Source organism: Micromonospora avicenniae (assembly GCF_900156065.1).
Classification (GTDB): Bacteria; Actinomycetota; Actinomycetes; order Mycobacteriales; family Micromonosporaceae; genus Micromonospora; species Micromonospora avicenniae.
Genome location: NZ_FTNF01000002.1, coordinates 477,127 through 494,722 on the forward strand (window position 1 = coordinate 477,127; position 17,596 = coordinate 494,722).

Consider the following 17,596-nt stretch of genomic DNA (forward strand, 5'->3'; position numbering starts at 1 on the left):
GGGGCCCGCCGCGCTGTCCCGGCTCGCCGAAGCGTCACCAGCCGCCGTTCTCCACCTCCGCATCGGTCGAGGCGTCGCGGTGTGGCCGCCGGCGCTCAGACCAGACTGAGCGGGCGCACCCGCTCGTGGGGGATGTCGAGGTCGTCGAGGCTCAGTTCCCGGGTCACCACCTCGGACAGCGGCTGCACGGACACGATCCGGTCGGTGCGGAAGGCGCGGATTCCGGCGCGTAGCCGGCACCAGGCGAGCAGGTACCAGTGCAGCGGGTTGCCCAGGTAGCCCAACGGCTCCACCTCACGCAGCGAGTCGGCGCCGGTGCGGTCGGCGTACCGGATGCGAAGCACCCGCCGCGCGAGGACCGCGTCGGCGACCGCGGCCGGGACAGGCGTCACCGGCCCGTCACCGATGAGGTGCACCCGGCCGGCGAGCCGGTGCGCCTCGGCGACGTCCGCTGCCGGCATCACGGCGACGAGCTTGCGCAGCGCGGTGGCGGCGGCCGCGGCGAACGGCGTGCCGCCCAGCCGGTGCAGCGCCATCGCCATCGCCACGGCCTCACCGGCGGTCAGGTTGACCGGTGGCAGGGTGCGGGCGCGGTCGAGCACGTAGCCGCCGGTGCGGCCCGGTTCGGCCCAGATCGGCACCCCGGACTGTTGGAGCGCGCCGATGTCGCGTTCGATGGTGCGGCTGCTCACCTCGAAGCGCGCGGCCAGCCAGCGGGCGCTGCGCGGCCGTGGTGACACCGCCCGCAGCTCCTCGACCAGGGCGTAGAGGCGGTCGGTGCGGTTCACCGCGTCAGGCTAGGCCGGGGGTACGACAACCCGTGCGTCCCGGCGGCGGCGACCGGTCAGAGGGACAGGTAGCGCTGCCGCTCGTACGGGGTGACCTCGCGGCGGTACTGCTCCCACTCGGCCCGCTTGTTACGGAGGAAGAAGTCGAAGACGTGCTCACCGAGCACCTCGGCGACCAGTTCCGAGCCGGCCATCACGTCGATCGCCTCGGCGAGGTTCTCCGGCAGCGCCTCGTACCCCATGGCACGGCGCTCCGCGCTGGTCAGCGACCAGACGTCGTCCTCGGCTCCGGGCGGCAGCTCGTAGCCCTCCTCGATCCCCTTCAGGCCGGCGCCGAGCAGCACCGCGAAGGCCAGGTAGGGGTTGGCCGCCGAGTCCGGCGAACGCACCTCGACCCGGGCCGAGTTCGGCTTGCCGTAGGCGGGCACCCGCACCAGCGCCGAACGGTTCAGGTGACCCCAGCAGACGTACGCCGGGCTCTCGGTGATCCGGTCCGGCAACGCCAGCGGGAAGAGCCTCTTGTACGAGTTGACCCACTGGTTGGTGACCGCGGTGTACTCGCGGGCGTGCACCAGCAGGCCGGCGATGAAGGACTTCGCCACCTTGGAGAGCTTCATCGGGTCGCTGCCGTCGTGGAACGCGTTGCGTTCCCCCTCGAACAGCGACAGGTGGGTGTGCATGCCGCTGCCCGGCTGGTCGGTGAAGGGCTTCGGCATGAAGGTGGCCTGCACGCCGGTCGAGAGCGCGACCTCCTTGACCACGTGCCGGAACGTCATGATGTTGTCGGCGGTGGTGAGCGCGTCGGCGTAGCGCAGGTCGATCTCCTGCTGCCCGGGCGCCACCTCGTGGTGGCTGAACTCCACCGAGATGCCGATCCGCTCCAGGGCCAGCACCGCCTGACGCCGGAAGTCCCGCGCCACCGCGTGGGTGGTGTGCTCGAAGTAGCCGCCGGTGTCGACCGGGATCGGCAGCGAGCCGTCCTGCGGGCCGTCCTCCAGCAGGAAGAACTCGATCTCGGGGTGGGTGTAGAAGGTGAAGCCCTTGTCGGCGGCCTTGGAGAGCGCCCGGCGCAGCACGTGCCGCGGGTCGGCCCAGGACGGGCTGCCGTCGGGGAGCAGGATGTCGCAGAACATCCGGGCGCTCTCGCCGCTGACGCCGCCCTCGAACGGGAAGACCTGGAAGGTGGTCGGATCGGGCATGGCCACCATGTCGGATTCGAAGACCCGGGCGAAGCCCTCGATGGCCGAGCCGTCGAAGCCGATGCCCTCCTCGAACGCGGCCTCCAGCTCGGCGGGGGCGACCGAGACGCTCTTGAGCGTCCCCAGCACGTCGGTGAACCACAGCCGGACGAACCGGATGTCCCGCTCTTCCAGCGTACGGAGGACGAACTCCTGCTGACGGTCCACTTCCACCCCTCGTGACACTCTTCTCCGCCGCGGCCGGCCGGGCCGGCACGGCCTGACCGACCAGTCTCCACGGGCCTGGTTACGCCGACGTTACGCGACCGGCCGGCACCCGGCCCGAGGTGTCCCAGCAGGGGAACCGGCGGATCGCGGAGCCACCCGCACGGACCCCTCGGGGCGCCCCGAGCGCGGGCCGGCCAACCTCCGACGCCCACGGTGTCGGCCCCCGCACTCTGGGGCAAGATGGGGTCATGCCCACCCTGCGTATCGCTTTGTCACAGGTCAACCCGACCGTCGGTGATCTCGTCGGCAACGCGCACCTGGTCCGCGCCTGGACCCGGCGGGCCGCCGACGCGGGTGCGCAGCTCGTCGCGTTCCCCGAGATGATGCTGACCGGGTACCCGGTGGAGGACCTGGTCTTCCGGCGGTCGTTCGTGGCGGCCTCCAGGGCCGCGCTGAGCCGGCTCGCCGAGGATCTGGCCGCGGACGGGCTGGGCGAGCTGCCGGTGATCGTCGGCTACCTGGACGCCGATGGGCCACCGCAGGTCTCCGGCGACGCCGAGCCGGGCCGGGGAGCACGCAACGCCGCCGCGCTGCTGCACCGCGGCGCGGTGGTCGCCACCTACTTCAAGCACCACCTGCCCAACTACGGCGTCTTCGACGAGGACCGCTACTTCGTGCCCGGCGACATGCTGACCGTGGTGCGGATCGGCGGGGTGGACGTGGCGCTGACCATCTGCGAGGACCTGTGGCAGGCGGGTGGCCCGTTCGCCGCGGCCCGCGAGGCCGGGGTCGGCCTGGTGGTCAACATCAACGGTTCGCCGTACGAACTCAACAAGGACGACATCCGGCTGCCGCTGGTCCGGCGCCGGGCCGCGGAGGCCGGCGCCACCATCGCGTACGTCAACATGATCGGCGGCCAGGACGAGTTGGTCTTCGAGGGCGACTCGATGATCGTCTCGGCCGACGGCGAGCTGCTCGCCCGCGCCCCGCAGTTCGCGGAGCACCTGCTGGTGCACGACCTGGAGCTGCCCACCGCCGGGGAGTCGGTCGGTGCGGGCGACCGGGTCGCCGACGGGCTGCGGGTGATCCGCGCCACCGTGAGCGGGAGCCTGCCGGCCCCGGCGGGCCCGCGCGCGGTCGACGGGACGATCGAGCCGGTCGCCGACGAGGCCGAGGTCTGGCACGCGCTGGTGCTCGGGCTGCGTGACTACGTCAACAAGAACCGCTTCCCGTCGGTGGTGCTCGGCCTCTCCGGCGGCATCGACTCGTCCGTGGTGGGCGCGCTGGCCGTCGACGCGCTGGGCCCGGAGCGGGTCGTCGGAGTCTCCCTGCCCAGCCAGCACTCCTCCGAGCATTCCCGCGAGGACGCGGCGGAGCTCGCCAAGCGCACCGGGCTGGACTACCGGATCGAGCCGATCCAGCCGATGGTGGACACGTTCCTGGCCAACATGTCGCTCTCCGGCGTGACGGTGGAGAACCTCCAGGCCCGCGTACGCGGCGTGATCCTGATGGCACTGTCGAACCAGGAAGGCCACCTGGTCCTGACCACCGGCAACAAGAGCGAGCTGGCGGTCGGCTACTCGACGCTCTACGGCGATTCGGTCGGCGGCTTCAACCCGGTGAAGGACGTCTGGAAGACGCTCATCTGGCGGCTGGCCAAGTGGCGCAACGCCGACGCCGTCCGACGCGGCGAGACCCCGCCGATCCCGGAGAGCTCGATCGGCAAGCCGCCGAGCGCCGAACTGAGCCCGGGCCAGCTCGACAGCGACACGCTGCCCGACTACGACGTGCTCGACCCGATCCTGATCGGCTACGTCGACGGCGACCTCGGCCGCGACGGGCTGGTCGAGGCGGGGCACGACCCGGCGGTGGTCGACAAGGTGCTGCGGATGGTGGATACCGCCGAGTACAAGCGACGGCAGTCGGCGCCCGGTACGAAGATCTCGATGAAGGCGTTCGGCCGGGACCGGCGGCTTCCGGTCACCAACCGCTGGCGCGAGCACGGCTGACCGCACTCCCCCACTCGGTCGGGTCGCGGAGTGAAATCCTCCACTGCGCTCTGCCGCCGCCGGTTCGTCCGGTGCGACGATCGGGGCGGGACCCGGGGACCGCGCACGCGGCCTCGAGGAAGGAGAGAGTCATGGTGGAGTCCACCTCGACCGAGGTGACCGCCCTCTATGGCGGACCGGCGACCCGACGGGTACGCACCCGCGATCTGATCGCCGCCAAGAAACGTGGCGAGCGGTGGCCGATGCTCACGTCGTACGACCAGTACACCGCCTCGATCTTCGACCAGGCCGGCATCCCGGTGCTGCTGGTCGGCGACTCGGCGGCGAACAACGTCTTCGGCTACGAGACGACCATCCCGGTCACCGCCGAGGACCTGCTGCCGCTGGTACGTGCCGTGGTCCGGGCCACCCGGCAGGCGCTGATCGTCGGCGACCTGCCCTTCGGCTCGTACGAGGAGGGCCCGCAGCAGGCGTTGCGTACCGCCGTGCGGTTCATGAAGGAGGGCGGCTGCCACGCCGTCAAGCTGGAGGGCGGCCGGCGTTGCGCCGAGCAGATCGCCGCGATCACCGGCGCCGGCATTCCGGTGATGGCGCACATCGGCTTCACCCCGCAGAGCGAGCACGCCATCGGCGGCTACCGCGTGCAGGGGCGGGGCGACGCCGCCGAGGAGGTCCTCGCCGACGCCCGGGCGGTGGCCGAGGCGGGCGCGTTCGCGGTCGTCCTGGAGATGGTGCCCGGCGAGGTCGCGAAGCGGATCACCAACGAGCTGGACATCCCGACCGTCGGCATCGGCGCTGGCCCGGACACCGACGCCCAGGTACTGGTCTGGCAGGACATGGCCGGCCTGCGCAGCGGCAAGGCGCCCCGCTTCGTCAAGCGGTACGCCGACCTGGCCGGCACCCTCGCCGACGCCACCCGCCGGTTCGCCGACGAGGTACGCGGCGGCGAGTTCCCGGCCGCCGAACACACCTTCTAGGGAGTGGGCTTCGGACGCCGGCCACCAGCGGGTGGCCGGCGTCCGGTCGTCCGAGCAGCCGGTGAGTTCGGGCGCGTCGTTGAAGCGACGGCAGGCGGGGCCACGACGTCAGAGGTCGGTGACGCGGATGCCGGCGTGGGCCTTGTAGCGCTTGTTGATGGCGATCAGGTTGGCGGTGAACGCTTCGATCTGGTGTGCGTTACGCAACCGGCCGGCGTAGATACCGCGCATGCCGGGGATCCGGGCGGCGAGCGCGGCGACGACACCCACGAGTTCCCGGTCCTCGGTGCAGATCAGGACGTCCAGTTCGATCCGGTCGATCTCCGGGTCGGCCAGCAGCGGCGCGCTGACGTGGTTGAACGCCGCGCAGACCCGGGAGTCCGGCAGCAGCCCGGCCGCCTGCTGCACCGCGCTGCCCTCCTGGACCTGCAGAGGGTACGGACCCTGCTTGTCGAACCCGAGCGGGTTCACGCAGTCGACGACGATCTTGCCGGCGAGCGGCTCGGCGAGCCCCGCCACGGTGGCCGCGTGGCCGTCCCACGGCACCGCGATGATGACCACGTCGCTGCGCCGGGCCACCTCCTCGTTGTCCGCGCCGGCCACGCTCGTCCCGGCCGCCACACCCGGCAGCGCCGCGATCTCCTCCGCCGACGCGGCCGCCCGCTCGGCGGAGCGCGAACCGATCAGCACGGCCTGGCCGGCCCGGGCGAACCGGTAGGCGAGGCCTCGTCCCTGGTCACCGGTGCCGCCGATGATGCCGACGGTCAGTCCGGACACGTCGGGCAGCGTGCTCGCGTCGTATGCCATGACCTCATCCTCGCAAACCCGCAGCCGCGCCCGGGAAGGCAGGCACCGCCACGCCGAACGGGTCGCCGGAGTCCGGTCGCGCACCGCCGCGTGACGGGCGCGGCCCGGCCGCGCCGTCGGTGACGGCTAGGCGCGTTCGAAGAGCACGGTCCGGCCGGCCGGGTCGGCGGTGACGAGGCGGACCCGGATCCGTTCGCCCAGCGGCAGTTCACCGAGGCAGCGGGAGCGGACCGGCGGGGTGTCCAGGGCCACGGTCCCGCCCGGCGGGCGCGGCCGGGAACGGGCGCTCGGCGGTGCGTCGACGTCGAGCACCGCCGCGTCGAAGATCTCCCCCACCCGGTCCGCGAGAAGGACCGCCTCGGTGAGTTCGACGGCGCCACGAGTGGCGGCGGAGGCCGTCCGGTCGGTCGTCGCCATCACCTCCGGCAACCGGGGCAACGCCGTACGCACCCAGTCGGGCACCGGTCGGCCTTCGTGCAGGGCCAGGCAGACCTCGGTCGCGTACCGGTCGGCCAGCCGACGCAGCGGGGCCGTGACATGGGCGTACGCGGCCGCGACCCCACCGTGCTCCGGATGCTGCGGCAACTCCCCGTCGAAGGCGGTGTACGCCGCACCGCGCATCAGTTCGGCCGCCTGGTCGATGAACGCCGCGGCCCGCGGCTGTGCGGGGTCGAGCGCGGCGATCACCTCACCGGGGCCGGCGCCTTCGGGCCAGTGGACGCCCAGCGGGGCTGCGGCCATACGCAGGCGCTCCACGGCCTCCGGCTTCGGCGCCGGCATCGTACGCAGCAGGCCGATCCGACCGGCGAGCATGATGTCGGCCGCGGCCATTCCGGTGAGCAGGGAGATCTGGGCGTTGTGCTCCTCCATCGGCGCCGGGCCGCGCAGCACCAGCCGCCAGCCGTCGCCGTCGGCCTCGACGTCCTGCTCGGGCAGGGGCAGGTTGATCGCTCCGCGGTGCAGTCCGCGCGCGGTCAGCCGTGCGCCGATCTCGGGAAGCAGGGCGATCGGTTCGGGCAGCCGGCCCGCGTCGGCCTGGGCCTGCACCCCCGCGTAGTCCAGCTTGGCCCGGCTGCGGACGAGCGCGCGTTCCAACTGGACGGCGACCGTCGCGCAGTCGGCGTCGAGGTCGATGGTCCACACGACGGCCGCGCGGTCGACGTCGGGGAGCAGGCTCGCCGCGCCCTCGCTCAGGGTCTCCGGATGCAGCGGCACGTTGCCGTCCGGCAGGTAGACCGTCTGGCCTCGGCGCCAGGTCTCCTCGTCCAACGCGCCGCCCGGACGGACGTGCGCGGCCACGTCGGCGATCGCGTACCGCACCCGGTAGCCGCCACCGGGACGGCGGCTGAGATGCATCGCCTGGTCCAGGTCACGGGAGCCGGCCGGGTCCACGGTCACGAACGGGACGTCGGTGCGGTCGACGGCGGGTCGCGGTGGGTCGGCGGCCGCGGCGTCGGCCTCACGCCGCGCCGCGGCCGGGAACTCCTCGGGGAGTCCCAGCTCGCGGCGCAGCGCGGCGAAGTCGATGCGGGGCGCGAGGACGCGTCGGATGACCACGCGCCCATCCTGACAGTGCGACAGGCGATCCGCCCGACCCGGGCGGCCCACCCGAAAGTGCGGCAGCGGTACGCCGCTGCCACGGACGACGTCGGGCAGGCGGGTGTGACCGACTTCCGCGCCGGCGGGAGCGTGCGACAGGCCGGTCGACGGGAGCCGGCCCGTCGTACGGTGGTGCGGGTGCCGCGTGCTCCGGAATCGCCGGAGGCGCGGGGTCAGCGGGCGGACTTGCGGGCCGCCACCGTGGCGCCGCGGGCGGTGGTGGCCCGCGTGGTGGTCGGAGTGGCCTTGCGGGCCGGCGCCTTCTTCGCCGGAGCCTTCTTCGCCGCCGCCTTCCGCGCTACGCCCGCGGTGGTGCCGGTCGTCTTCCGGGCCGGGGCCTTCTTCGCGGCGGTGCTGCGCACGGCCGCGGGGCGGGTGGTGGCGGTGGTCCGCTTGGCCGGAGCCTTCTTCGCGGCGGTCTTCTTCGCCGCGCCAGTGGTCTTCTTCGCGGTGCCCGTGGTCTTCCTCGCGGCGCCGGTGGCGGTCTTCTTGGCCGCGCTCGTGGACTTGCGGGCCGCCGCCGTCGTCTTCCTGGCCGCCGCCGTGGTGGTGCGCTTGGCCGCCGCCGTGGTCTTCTTCGCCGCACCCGTGGTCTTCTTCGCGGCCGTCGGGGCCTTGGCCGGTGCCTTCTTCGCGGTGCCGGTGGCCTTTCGGGCGGTGGTCGAGGCCTTGGTCGCCGCCTTTTTGGCGGGGGCCTTGGCCGCGGTGGTCTTCTTCGCCGGGGCACGGCCCGCGCCGCCGGCCGCCTTCTTGGCCGGCGCCTTGGCGGCCGTTCCGGCGGTCCGGCGCGCGGGCGTGGTCCGGGCCGCGGTCGTGTTCCGCTCCGCCGCGGCGGTCTTCTTCGCGGTGGTACGTTTCGCGGCCGGGCGGGTGGCCTTCGGTGTCACGGCCATCTCGGTTCCCTCCTTGGGGACGTGCTCTCGCGTGTCTCCTCGCGGAACACTGAGTACCTCGACGCGGGCCGTCCCGCGCCGTCTACCTGTCCTCCCCGGCCCAGCGGGCGTCCTCGGCGTCCCACGCTTCGTTCCGCTCCTGCACTCTCTGCAGCGCGTTCTCCGCGTCGGCGGCCGAGGCGTACGGGCCGAGAACGTGCCTCGCCGGACACACATCGGCGTCGGTCTCGACCCGGTGGTGTCGGGTGCACCAGTAGTAGTGCTCACCAAGTCCGCTCTCGCTCATGAGATCACTGTGCACCGCGTACCCACCGGCCGCCACCGGAACACCACAAGTCGCCGATGGCCTCCACAGTAGAGAGGCTGCGGGCGTCGCGGGTCGGAATCCGACAAAAAAGACAGGGCAGGGAGCGTCGCCGCCGCGCTTCCTGGAATCGACCCGGCTGATCCCGGCCCCCACCGACGTGGCCGCCGGGGTTATCGTCGCCGGGTGATACCGGACTACATCCTGCGGATGCGCAAGCACATCGGCCACGACCTGCTCTGGCTGCCCAGCGTGAGTGCGGTGGTCCGCAACAACGTCGGCGAACTGCTGCTCGGCAAGCGGACCGACGACGGCCGGTGGTCGGTGGTGAGCGGCATCGTCGAGCCGGGTGAGCAACCGGCCACGGCGGTGGCCCGGGAGGTCCGGGAGGAAACCGGTCTGGACGTCGAGCCGATCCGGCTCTCCAGCGTCGTGTCGCACCCGCACACCTATCCCAACGGTGACCGCTGCGAATACCTGAACCTCGGCTTCGAGTGCCGGCTGCTCGGCGGAGACGCCCGGGTCAACGACGACGAGTCCGAAGCCGTCGAGTGGTTCGCACCCGACCGGCTGCCCGCGCTCGACGCGCACGCCCGGCTCGTCATCGAGCACGCGCTGGGTGGCACGGCAGAGACGTTCTACCTGCCCGCCGGCACGGCCTGGGACGACCGGGACCTGCCCCGGTAGTCCCGCCGCCGGCGACGTACCCGGGCGCGGATCCGCCCGGTGCGGTCAGCGGGTCACGGCCAGGTTCGCGCCTCGGCGTCGAAGACCTCGGGCGCGGACTCCACCGGCAGTACGCAGACCAGGTGGCCGCCGGGCGCGCGCAGGACGCGGCACTCCTGCCACTGCGTCACCGGTGTGGCGCCCAGCCCGACCAGGCGCGCCGTCTCCGCCGCGACGTCGTCGGTCTCGATGTCGAGGTGGAACCGGGGTGCGTCGTCCACCGCCTGGACGGCGAGGACCAGTCCGGGCAGGCCGCCGTGCAGGCTCGTGAACTGCGGCTCCGGCGCGTACGGCTCGGCGCGGACACCGAGCGCCGCCGACCAGAAGGCGGCCGCCTGGTCCGCCTCGTCCCGGGGGGTGTCGATCAGCAGGGCGTAGAGCCGACTTCGATGCATCCGCGAAGGCTAGCGCTCCCCACCCGGGCCCGCGCGTCGAGCGGCATCGCGGGTTCGACAAGGCGGCCATTCCTGATCGGATCCGCACAGTGACGTCGGCCAGGAAAGGGGTCGGTCGTGAGGAGTCAGGCGACCACCTTGCGCAGAAGGCCGGCGAGGTTGGCCGAGGTCCGCTCGATCTTTTCGGTCAGGGTGATCGACTCCTCGATCCGCCGTCCGGCGTTCTTCTTCCCGCGCAGGTAGAGCGAGCAGGCCAGGTCGGTGCAGATGTACGCCCCGACGGAGTTGCCCTGCCGCCCGTCCGGACCGGCCTTGCGCGCCGTCATCAGCGACACGCCGTCGCCGGTGTGCGTGGTCAGGCACAGCGAGCACATGCTGCGCCGGGCCCGTCCGGTCTGCCGCGCCACCCGCAGCGCCACGCCGACGGGCCCTGATCCGGACTCGGCGATCAGGTAGGCCCGCTCCGGGGCGGAGAGGTCATGCCACCCGAAGAAGTCGAGGTCGGCCCAGGGCCGATCGGCCAGGTCGAGCGGTACCGCCAGACGCCTGGCCTCACCCTTCGTGAGGTTGACGAAGGCGGCGCGGATGGCAGGCTCAGTCAGGGGCACCATAGGACCGAGCCTAACACCCTTAGGAAGCGCTTTAAATGTGATAGGAATCGGGTGACGGGAGGTTGATCAGCTGTTGGGAATCTGACCGCGCCGCCACACCTCGCCCTGGGCACCATGGCGCTCGGCTGCGTGCCGCTCCTGCACAGCCGCCGCATCCCGCGCGGCAGCCGAATCCTCGGCAGAGGAGAGCCGCTTGCGGTCCCGCCAGCCCACGAAGACGAAGGCCGCGACCAGCAACACCACGAACACGACGATGAACACCACCACGACGGTCATGCCATCGACGCTACTCAGCGCCTACCAGGATGTGAGGCCGCCGAGCACGCGGCACACCACCCGGCCACTCAGTCGAGACAGAACTCGTTGCCCTCGACGTCCTGCATCACGATGCACGACTCGTTCTCGTCATCGGCAGGCAGCAGTCGTACGCGTACCGCGCCGAGCGCGACCAGGCGCGCGCATTCGGCCTCGAGTACGGCCAGCCGCTCCTCACCCACGAGCCCGGTACCGACCCGCACGTCAAGATGCACCCGATTCTTGACGACCTTGCCTTCCGGAACGCGCTGGAAGTACAGCCGCGGCCCCACCCCTGAGGGATCGACGCATGCGAACGCGGAACCCTGATGCTCAGGCGGCAGACGGACGAGTCGACCCTGTACGCCGGAATCTGGTGGATACCAGGTGGAGGCGGAACCGGGTCAACGTCTGACCGTCGCCAGGAGGGCCGCGGATAGGTTGGCCACGTGACGCCTGACATGCGGCCCCTGCCGTACGAGGACCTTGCGGCGCTCCTCGGACTGAATGTGCTCCTCCACGGGGAGTTGCTGGCCGACCAACTTCCACCTGACGTGACACAGCGACTGATCCGGCGGCTGACTGAGCACGGGCCGTTGCCAGTAGGAGCCTCAGAAGGAGATCTCAGCCTGCTCCTGCATGACTTGGCACAGCGTCTTCACTGGGCCATGGGGCACGGTGACGAGTACCCCGAAGCGACGGCGCGCCAGACCACGTACTACATCGACCTGCCGAGCGCCGCCGCAGTTGCAGCATGCCGTGCAGAGTTGACGGAGTTGGGCGCGCGGCGACTGACCATGTACCGGCCGGGACAGGCGGGCCGCGCCATGACCAGCAACGAGCATCTTGCGGCAGGGCTCCACTGGCAGCTCGTTGTCGCCTTCCCCGAGCTCATGCCTAGCCCATCATTCGAGGCGCGGACGCAAGCCCTCTGCGCGATGGCGGAACGCCACGGTGGCCGCTTCGCTGGCTCCTCGATCGGCTAGCCGGACTAGAGACACAGGGCCGTCGACGACCGACAGCGCCCGAAGAAACGGCAGGCCGGACGCCACGTGACGGCGACTGACCTGGTGGGCGACGGACGAGTCGACCTGTACGCCGGATTTTGTGCGCGGCGCGTACCCGAAGGCACGCGCCGGCGGCGGCCATCCATCTCGGCCTACCGTCGCCGGCAGGCTCCAGCGGCCTACCCGCAGACATCGGGCGGGCAGCCCTCGAGCGTCTGCGCGGGTCGTCATCTTGCGGTGACGGCCCTTTCTTGGCCTTGCTCCGGGTGGGGTTTACCGAGCCACCCCGGTCACCCGGGGTGCTGGTGGGCTCTTACCCCACCGTTTCACCCTTACCGTCCCCGATGGGGCCGGCGGTCTGTTTTCTGTGGCACTGTCCCGCGGGTCACCCCGGGTTGCCGTTAGCAACCACCCTGCCCTGTGGAGTCCGGACGTTCCTCGGCGGCGGGGTCGAAACCCCGCCGACGCGACCGCCCGGTCGACTCGTCCGTCGCGCTCTCATCCTAACGACGGCGGAGCGCCGCCTATTGCCGCCCCACCGCACCAAGATCCGCCGTCGACCCGGTCACCCCGATCGCGTGCCGCCGACCGGCTGGGCGTATTCCGCAGAGCGGCCGCCATCGGTGTCTCGCGCTGATACCTCAGAGTCATATTGATGCCTCTGTGGTATCAAGCTCGATCACAGACATCGCAGAGGTCGGCCGGCGAACCTCCGGGTGGGGGTGGTGCCGGCCGTCGGCCTCGTGCCACATGCGCGATCCGCCACGCCGCCCCCAGGGACCGACATACCAGGGCATCGGCCCAGGTCAGCCGGATCGCCCCCGACGATGGCCATGGCGTACGCACCGGGTGGCACGCCGCCGCCCGCTCGGACCGGACAGTCGGGGACTAACCTCGTGGGACCATGGACCTCTCCCACGCCGCGCTGCTGCTCGCCGCCGGCCTCGCCGCGGGCACGGTCAACGCGGTGGCCGGTGGCGGTTCCCTCATCACCTTTCCCGCGATGATCGCGATCGGGCTGCCCCCGGTGCCGGCCAACGTCAGCAACTCGGTGGCGGTCTTCCCCGGGTACGTGGCGAGCGTCGCCGGGAGCCGGATGGACCTCCCGCGTCCACGCGCGCTGGTCACGCTGCTGCCCACCGCCGTGCTCGGCAGCATCGTCGGATCGCTGGTGCTGCTCGCGACCCCGGCCCGGGCCTTCGAGGTGGTCGTACCGTTCCTGGTGCTCGGCGCGACGGCGGTGCTGGCGTTCCAGGACCCGCTGCGCCGGCTGGTCGGCCACCCGCGCGACCTGTCGCCGCGCCGCCGTACGGTCACGGTGCAGGCCATCGTCGGGCTCGGCGCGGTGTACGGAGGCTACTTCGGCGCGGCGCTCGGGGTGATGCTGGTGGCCGGGCTGGCCCTGGTGCTGGACGCCACCCTGGCTCGGGTCAGCGCGATCAAGAACCTGCTCTCCGCGGTGGTGGGGCTGACCACGCTGGTGGTGTTCGCGCTCTTCGGGCCGGTCAACTGGGCCGCCGTCGCCGTGGTCGCACCGGCGACGCTGGTCGGCGGGTACGTGGGCGCGCGGGTGGCCCGTCGGCTGCCCCCGGTGGTGCTGAAGACCGTGATCGTGCTCTTCGGCACGGCGATCGGCCTGTACCTGCTCTGGCGTGCCCTCGGCTGACGCGCGCCCGCGACCGGCCCGCGGGGCCCGGAACGCGGCACCGCCCCGCCGCAGGGGTGCGGCGGGGCGGCACGGGTTGGGGGACGGTGAGTCAGTACGCCTCGCCGACCGGCTCCTCCGGAGCCCCCTCGGCGCGGGCGGCGGCCCGGTTCCACCGGGACCAGAGCACCCGCTCGCCGTAACCAGCGGCCATCACGTGCGCGGTGGCGAGGTAGACCAGCACGCCGACGGCGAGCACCGCGAAGCCGACCCAGTACGGCAGGCCCAGCGAGTGCTCGGCGAGCTTGCCGGAGATGATCGGCGCCGGTGCCGCAGCACCCCAGCGGACCAGGTTGAACGCCCCGGTGGCGACCCGGCGGTCCGCCGAGCCGAGGCCGAGGGCCAGGTCGGTGAGGTTGGCGTTGGCCAGGCCCATGCAGAGCCCGGAGAGGACCAGCACGATCAGCGACTCGACGGTGCTGGTCGAGGTGGCGAAGAGCACCATGCAGACGAGCAGCCCGACGATGGCGACGCCGATGGTCTGCACCGCGCCGATCCGGTGGGCGAGCCGGTGCCCGATCACCAGGATGCCGGCGGCCAGGCCGAGGCCCCAGCCGGTGAAGGCCAGCCCGAGAGGTACGACGTCGAGCCCCAGGAAGAGCGGCGTGTAGCCGAGAACCACGAAGAAGACGAAGTTGTACGCCGCGGTGACCAGACAGAGCGCGATGAACGCGGGCCGCCGGTAGGTGCCGAAGATCTGTCCGATCCGGACGGGCGCCTGCCGGTTGGCCGGTTCGCGCAGCTTGCGAGCGGCCACCGCCAGGGCGAGCACCATGAACACACCGCAGACGAAGAACGGCAGCCGCCAGGTGATCTTGCCGAGCAGGCCGCCGATCAGCGGGCCGACCGCGAAGCCGAGGCCGAGTGCGGTCTCGAAGAGCCCGACGACCCACTCCCGATCGACGGCCAGGTTGACCAGCACCACCATGGCGGTGGCGAAGAACATCGCGTTACCGAGGCCCCAGACGCCGCGCAGCACGCTCAGCTGGACGATGTTCCCGCTGAGGGACGCGAGGATGGCGGCGAGCCCGACGACGGAGACACCGGTGATCAGCACCGGTTTGAACCCGAAGCGGCCGCTGGCCAGGGTGGCCGGGATCATGCCGACCGCCATGACCGCGATGTACGCGGTGAAGAGCAGTTCAACTTGCCAGGCGGTGACCCCGATGGCCTCGCCGATGGCCGGCAGGATCGGATCGACCACGGCGATGCCGGCGATCGCCAGGAAGGCCACCAGCGTGGTGGCGTAGATGGCACTGCGGTTCGGTTCGGCGCGCCGATCCACTCCGCCTCCCAGATAGCTGTATCTTACAGGTACTTATCCTGTATCCTACAGCTATGAGCGAGGACCCCTCCACGGGAGCCGACACCGACGAGGTCACCCTCGGCCGGATCGAGACCGAGGTGGCGCTGCTGATGCGGTTCGGCGAGGCCACCCGACGCCGCACCGGCGCGGAGCACCGGGTGCTCGACCGCGCCGCGTACGTCATCCTGCGTCACCTGGCCGACGCCGGCCCGCAGAACATCTCGGCGCTCGCCACCCGGCTCAACCTGGACGGCTCGACGGTGACCCGGCAGGTCTCGGCCATGCAGCGCGACGGCCTGATCGTCCGGGAGCCCGACCCGCGCGACGGGCGGGGCATGGTGGTCTCCCCCACCCCCGCCGGACTGCAACGGATGGCGGCGGTGCAGGCGGCCCGCACCCGGCTGTACGGCGACATCCTGGCCGGCTGGGCGCCGGAGGACCGGGACACCCTCGCCGAGATGCTGCGTCGGCTCAATGAGGCCCTGGAACACCGTCCCCGCCCCTGACGCGAAACCGCGCCCCGGCACGAAGAGGCCCTCGGCCGACGCCGGGCGTCGGCCGAGGGCCTTCTTCTCTCAGGCGACCGGTTCGGGCGCGGCGCCCGCGTCGGTGCGGGTGCCGGGGGTGACCCGCGGGTCGCCCTCGTCGGCGAAGTAGTCGTCCCGCGCGGTGCCGTCGACCCCCTCGGCCACCCTGGCGGCCCGCAGCACCAGCGTCACCAGGGCTGCGACCAGCAGGTTGACCAGCACGGCGACCATCCCGACGTAGATGGTCTTCTGCGTGTCGAAGCCGAACTTCTCCAGCGGGAAGGCCGAGCCGGCGAAGTGCTTCCGGGTCGGGCTGGAGATCTGGTAGAGCATCCACATGCCCAGACCCATGCCGGCCACCCAGCCGGCGACCAGCCCGCCACGGTGGAACCAGCGGGTGTAGATGCCCAGCGCCACCGCGGGCAGCGTCTGCAGGATGATGACGCCGCCGATGAGCTGGAGGTCGATGGAGAACTGCGGGTCGAGGAAGACGATGCAGGCCACCGCGCCGACCTTGACCACCAGCGAGGTGATCTTCGAGACGTTCGCCTCCTGCGCCGCGGTCGCGTTCCGCCGCAGGTACTCCTTGTAGATGTTGCGGGTGAACAGGTTCGCCGCCGCGATCGACATGATCGCCGCCGGCACCAGCGCGCCGATGCCGATGGCCGCGTACGCCACGCCGGTGAACCAGCTCGGGAACTGCTGGTCGAACAGCAGCGGCACGATGGTGTTGTTGTCCACCGTGCCCTCCGACGCCCCGGGCAGCGGCTTCACGTCGGCCGCGATCGCCATGTAGCCGAGCAGCGCGATCAGACCGAGCAGCAGACTGTACGCGGGCAGCGCGGACATGTTCCGCTTGATGACGTCCCGGTTCCGGCTGGCCAGCACGCCGGTGAGGCTGTGCGGGTAGAGGAACAACGCGAGCGCCGAGCCGAGCGCCAACGTGACGTACTGGAGCTGGTTGTTGGCGTTGAGCAGCACACCGTCGCCGGGGGCGGGTGACGCGTCGAACTTCGCGTCCGCGGCGGCGAAGATGTCGCCCCAGCCGCCGAGCTTGTACGGCAGGTAGAAGATCGCGACCAGGATCACGATGTAGATCAGCGAGTCCTTGACGAACGCGATAAGCGCCGGCGCGCGCAGCCCCGACTGGTAGGTGTAGGCGGCGAGGATGGCGAACGCCACGATGATCGGCAGGTGCCGCGCGAGGGTGCTCTCCCCCGTCACGCCCATGGCCTTGAGCACCGATTCGATGCCGACCAGCTGCAATGCGATGTACGGCATGGTGGCCACGATGCCGGTGATCGCGATGACCAGCGCCAGCACCGGCGAGTCGAACCGGCTGCGGACGAAGTCGGCAGGGGTGACGAAGCCGTGCCGGTGCGACACCGACCAGAGGCGGGCCAGCACCAGGAACACCAACGGGTAGATCACGATGGTGTACGGCACGGCGAAGAAGCCCATCGCGCCGGCTCCGAAGACCAGTGCCGGCACCGCGACGAAGGTGTACGCGGTGTAGAGGTCACCGCCGACCAGGAACCAGGTGATCCAGCCGCCGAAGTTCCGCCCGCCCAGCCCCCACTCGTCGAGGTGGGCCATGTCCTTCGGCGCACGCCACCGGGCAGCCACGAAACCCATCCCGCTGACCAGCAGGAAGAGCAGGGTGAAGATGATGATCTCGGTGAGGTGGTCGCGCCACATCAGCGGTCACCCCGCCTCTTGGTGAGCTGGTAGACCACGGTCGTGGTGGTCACGCCGAGGATGATGTAGGCGAGCTGGAGCCAGTAGAAACGCGGGAAGCCGAACAGGCGCGGTGAGTCCCCGTTGAAGAACGCCGGGACCAGCGGCACCACGATCGGGATGAAGAGCAACCAGTTCCAGGGGCTTTTGTCCTTCGCCCTGGCCGACGCCGTCGGCGGCGCCTCCGGGTCCGGTGCAGCCATATGACAGACCTCCGGGAAGTCGTAGCACGCGTTGTAACGGCCGGAGGCTACGGCTGTGTGACCGCCGTCACGCTACCCGCGCGGGAGGCGCTGCGCCGAACGGCGCTCGGGCTGCGCCGAACGGCGCGGCGGCTCGTCGCGTCGCCGTCTCCCGGACGGGCCCCGGGCACCCACAACGGCGACCCGGAGGCCTGTCGCGCCGGTCCCGCGGAGAGACGGACGGGCCCGGGCACCTACCGGCACCCGGGCCCGTCTCCCGGCTCAGCGCGCGACCGTCACGACCGCGCGCAACTCATCGCCGC

General features: G+C 71.6%; 18 protein-coding genes, 1 other RNA gene and 1 pseudogene. 6 read left to right on the top strand and 14 right to left on the bottom strand.

Going from position 1 to position 17,596, the window contains the following annotated elements; genetic code table 11:
- Positions 1-95: 95 nt before the first annotated feature.
- Both BXA10_RS05425 and glnA read right to left on the bottom strand, forming a co-directional pair.
- Positions 96-788 carry a helix-turn-helix transcriptional regulator gene (locus tag BXA10_RS05425; protein ID WP_076468117.1) on the bottom strand — a complete coding sequence of 231 codons (693 nt, stop codon included), beginning with the start codon at positions 786-788 and terminating at the stop codon, positions 96-98.
- A 56-nt stretch (positions 789-844) separates the two neighbouring features.
- On the bottom strand, positions 845-2,194 hold the full coding sequence (gene glnA, locus BXA10_RS05430; RefSeq protein WP_076468119.1) for a type I glutamate--ammonia ligase: 1,350 nt from the start codon (positions 2,192-2,194) through the stop codon (positions 845-847).
- Between the two features lie 248 nt (positions 2,195-2,442).
- On the opposite strand from glnA, the gene BXA10_RS05435 reads away from it, so the two are divergent.
- Positions 2,443-4,203: an NAD+ synthase gene (locus BXA10_RS05435; protein WP_076468121.1), complete on the top strand. Its 1,761-nt coding sequence runs from the start codon at positions 2,443-2,445 to the stop codon at positions 4,201-4,203.
- 131 nt (positions 4,204-4,334) lie between these two features.
- Entirely contained in the window at positions 4,335-5,180 is an 846-nt protein-coding gene (gene panB / locus BXA10_RS05440; protein ID WP_076468123.1) for a 3-methyl-2-oxobutanoate hydroxymethyltransferase, read from the top strand.
- A 108-nt stretch (positions 5,181-5,288) separates the two neighbouring features.
- Here the strand turns inward: panB and npdG are convergent, their stop codons facing one another.
- The 4 genes from npdG to BXA10_RS05460 all read right to left on the bottom strand — a co-directional run bounded on the left by npdG (position 5,289) and on the right by BXA10_RS05460 (position 8,765).
- A complete protein-coding gene (npdG, locus tag BXA10_RS05445; protein ID WP_076468125.1) occupies positions 5,289-5,987 on the bottom strand; it encodes an NADPH-dependent F420 reductase in 699 nt (232 codons plus the stop codon).
- Between the two features lie 126 nt (positions 5,988-6,113).
- Complete coding sequence (locus BXA10_RS05450; RefSeq protein WP_076468127.1) at positions 6,114-7,544, bottom strand: RNB domain-containing ribonuclease; 1,431 nt, start codon at positions 7,542-7,544, stop codon at positions 6,114-6,116.
- A 215-nt stretch (positions 7,545-7,759) separates the two neighbouring features.
- Complete coding sequence (locus tag BXA10_RS05455; RefSeq protein WP_076468129.1) at positions 7,760-8,479, bottom strand: hypothetical protein; 720 nt, start codon at positions 8,477-8,479, stop codon at positions 7,760-7,762.
- A gap of 82 nt (positions 8,480-8,561) precedes the next feature.
- A complete protein-coding gene (locus tag BXA10_RS05460; protein WP_076468327.1) occupies positions 8,562-8,765 on the bottom strand; it encodes a hypothetical protein in 204 nt (67 codons plus the stop codon).
- A 204-nt stretch (positions 8,766-8,969) separates the two neighbouring features.
- Here BXA10_RS05460 and BXA10_RS05465 point away from each other — a divergent pair, with 204 nt between their 5' ends.
- Positions 8,970-9,470, top strand: coding sequence for an NUDIX hydrolase (locus BXA10_RS05465; RefSeq protein WP_245828136.1), 501 nt, complete (start codon positions 8,970-8,972; stop codon positions 9,468-9,470).
- Between the two features lie 53 nt (positions 9,471-9,523).
- Here BXA10_RS05465 and BXA10_RS05470 read toward each other — a convergent pair whose 3' ends face one another.
- The 4 genes and pseudogenes from BXA10_RS05470 to BXA10_RS05485 all read right to left on the bottom strand — a co-directional run.
- Positions 9,524-9,904 (bottom strand): VOC family protein, encoded by a 381-nt coding sequence (locus BXA10_RS05470; RefSeq protein ID WP_076468131.1) that lies wholly within the window; start codon positions 9,902-9,904, stop codon positions 9,524-9,526.
- A gap of 125 nt (positions 9,905-10,029) precedes the next feature.
- Positions 10,030-10,515, bottom strand: a complete 486-nt coding sequence (locus BXA10_RS05475) for an FBP domain-containing protein (protein WP_076468133.1) — start codon at positions 10,513-10,515, stop codon at positions 10,030-10,032.
- A 66-nt stretch (positions 10,516-10,581) separates the two neighbouring features.
- Positions 10,582-10,791: a hypothetical protein gene (locus BXA10_RS05480; protein WP_076468135.1), complete on the bottom strand. Its 210-nt coding sequence runs from the start codon at positions 10,789-10,791 to the stop codon at positions 10,582-10,584.
- A gap of 68 nt (positions 10,792-10,859) precedes the next feature.
- Positions 10,860-11,153 (bottom strand): annotated as a pseudogene (locus BXA10_RS05485) (VOC family protein); the annotation flags it as partial.
- A gap of 105 nt (positions 11,154-11,258) precedes the next feature.
- Here BXA10_RS05485 and BXA10_RS05490 point away from each other — a divergent pair.
- A complete protein-coding gene (locus BXA10_RS05490) occupies positions 11,259-11,795 on the top strand; it encodes a hypothetical protein (protein ID WP_076468137.1) in 537 nt (178 codons plus the stop codon).
- A gap of 92 nt (positions 11,796-11,887) precedes the next feature.
- On the opposite strand, the gene rnpB is transcribed toward BXA10_RS05490, so the two are convergent.
- An RNA gene (gene rnpB, locus BXA10_RS05495) (RNase P RNA component class A) lies at positions 11,888-12,302 on the bottom strand.
- Between the two features lie 418 nt (positions 12,303-12,720).
- On the opposite strand from rnpB, the gene BXA10_RS05500 reads away from it, so the two are divergent.
- Complete coding sequence (locus tag BXA10_RS05500) at positions 12,721-13,482, top strand: sulfite exporter TauE/SafE family protein (RefSeq protein ID WP_076468139.1); 762 nt, start codon at positions 12,721-12,723, stop codon at positions 13,480-13,482.
- Between the two features lie 91 nt (positions 13,483-13,573).
- On the opposite strand, the gene BXA10_RS05505 is transcribed toward BXA10_RS05500, so the two are convergent.
- On the bottom strand, positions 13,574-14,806 hold the full coding sequence (locus BXA10_RS05505; RefSeq protein ID WP_076468141.1) for an MFS transporter: 1,233 nt from the start codon (positions 14,804-14,806) through the stop codon (positions 13,574-13,576).
- Between the two features lie 53 nt (positions 14,807-14,859).
- Between BXA10_RS05505 and BXA10_RS05510 the strand changes: the two genes are divergently transcribed.
- Complete coding sequence (locus tag BXA10_RS05510) at positions 14,860-15,333, top strand: MarR family winged helix-turn-helix transcriptional regulator (RefSeq protein WP_076468143.1); 474 nt, start codon at positions 14,860-14,862, stop codon at positions 15,331-15,333.
- Between the two features lie 69 nt (positions 15,334-15,402).
- On the opposite strand, the gene mctP is transcribed toward BXA10_RS05510, so the two are convergent.
- On the bottom strand, positions 15,403-17,052 hold the full coding sequence (gene mctP, locus BXA10_RS05515) for a monocarboxylate uptake permease MctP (protein ID WP_076468145.1): 1,650 nt from the start codon (positions 17,050-17,052) through the stop codon (positions 15,403-15,405).
- Positions 17,052-17,294 carry a DUF3311 domain-containing protein gene (locus BXA10_RS05520; protein WP_076468147.1) on the bottom strand — a complete coding sequence of 81 codons (243 nt, stop codon included), beginning with the start codon at positions 17,292-17,294 and terminating at the stop codon, positions 17,052-17,054. The genes mctP and BXA10_RS05520 overlap by 1 nt, the downstream gene beginning before the upstream one ends.
- Between the last annotated feature and the right edge of the window lie 302 nt (positions 17,295-17,596).

Coding starts and splice junctions, on each gene's coding strand:
- BXA10_RS05435 (WP_076468121.1), top strand. CDS start 2,443: ATGCCCACCCTGCGTATCGCTTTGTCACAGGTCAACCCGACCGTCGGT.
- BXA10_RS05510 (WP_076468143.1), top strand. CDS start 14,860: ATGAGCGAGGACCCCTCCACGGGAGCCGACACCGACGAGGTCACCCTC.
- mctP (WP_076468145.1), bottom strand. CDS start 17,052: ATGTGGCGCGACCACCTCACCGAGATCATCATCTTCACCCTGCTCTTC.
- BXA10_RS05460 (WP_076468327.1), bottom strand. CDS start 8,765: ATGAGCGAGAGCGGACTTGGTGAGCACTACTACTGGTGCACCCGACAC.
- BXA10_RS05455 (WP_076468129.1), bottom strand. CDS start 8,479: ATGGCCGTGACACCGAAGGCCACCCGCCCGGCCGCGAAACGTACCACC.
- BXA10_RS05480 (WP_076468135.1), bottom strand. CDS start 10,791: ATGACCGTCGTGGTGGTGTTCATCGTCGTGTTCGTGGTGTTGCTGGTC.
- panB (WP_076468123.1), top strand. CDS start 4,335: ATGGTGGAGTCCACCTCGACCGAGGTGACCGCCCTCTATGGCGGACCG.
- npdG (WP_076468125.1), bottom strand. CDS start 5,987: ATGGCATACGACGCGAGCACGCTGCCCGACGTGTCCGGACTGACCGTC.
- BXA10_RS05475 (WP_076468133.1), bottom strand. CDS start 10,515: ATGGTGCCCCTGACTGAGCCTGCCATCCGCGCCGCCTTCGTCAACCTC.
- BXA10_RS05520 (WP_076468147.1), bottom strand. CDS start 17,294: ATGGCTGCACCGGACCCGGAGGCGCCGCCGACGGCGTCGGCCAGGGCG.
- BXA10_RS05470 (WP_076468131.1), bottom strand. CDS start 9,904: ATGCATCGAAGTCGGCTCTACGCCCTGCTGATCGACACCCCCCGGGAC.
- BXA10_RS05500 (WP_076468139.1), top strand. CDS start 12,721: ATGGACCTCTCCCACGCCGCGCTGCTGCTCGCCGCCGGCCTCGCCGCG.